This is a genomic window from Myceligenerans crystallogenes (genome assembly GCF_039529775.1).
Classification (GTDB): Bacteria; Actinomycetota; Actinomycetes; order Actinomycetales; family Cellulomonadaceae; genus Myceligenerans; species Myceligenerans crystallogenes.
In genome coordinates this window covers 1-750 of record NZ_BAAANL010000020.1, presented here as the reverse complement: position 1 = coordinate 750, position 750 = coordinate 1, and the positions used below count along the sequence as shown (strand labels likewise).

Annotated in this window: 1 protein-coding gene; it reads right to left on the bottom strand. The window is 70.9% G+C overall.

Going from position 1 to position 750, the window contains the following annotated elements; all coding sequences use genetic code 11:
* On the bottom strand, positions 1–750 hold a 750-nt coding region (locus ABD208_RS20375), incomplete at both ends, for a DUF1156 domain-containing protein (RefSeq protein WP_344106641.1).

The window sequence follows — 750 nt, the reverse complement described above, 5'->3', positions numbered from 1 at the left end:
CGGGATGACGTACGCCTCCTTGCCCTTCTTCTTGCCGAGCCACCATGACCGGACCAGTGGCATCTGGATGCCGCAGGCCGGGTTGGGGCAGGTGACGGTTCTGGCCCAGATCCAGGCGATGACGGTGGCCTTTTTCGTGGTGCCGGTGGGTTTGTTGTCGGGGCCGAGGATGGGGACGTCGGCCTGCGGGTAGAGGTGGCCGATGCGTTCTTGGGCGCGGTCGCGCATCCAGGCGCCGTAGCGGCGGACGTCCTCGGCGAGGCCGGTGGCGCGGGGCCAGCCGTCGGTGCGTTGCTCGGCGTCGGGGGAGACGGGTGGTCGGCCCGCGAATTTCGGCGGGATCTCGATGAGGGCCTTGTTGATGAGGACGGCGACGGGGTTGAGGTCGCTCGCGTGGGCTTCCAGGCCGAGGCGCTGGGCTTCCAGGGGGATGGTGCCGCCGCCGGCGAACGGGTCGAGGATCGCGGGCGGGTTGCCGCCGGTCGAGGCCTGGATCTCCGCGCGGGCCTCGCGGTAGACGCGCTCGTTGCCGATGTTCTCCCACTTGACCAGTTCGCGGATGATCTCGTGCAGGCGGTGGCGCTCGGCCTTCTGGGCCTCCTCGGTGGGGAAGCGGTCGGGGTGTGACGACGGGTCGTCGACGAGTTGCGCGAAGAGGACCGCGCGGGCCGCGGCGAGCGGGCGCCGGGCCCACCACAGGTGCAGCGTCGAGGGGTGGCCGTGCCGGATCGACTTCTCCCTTGCCGACTC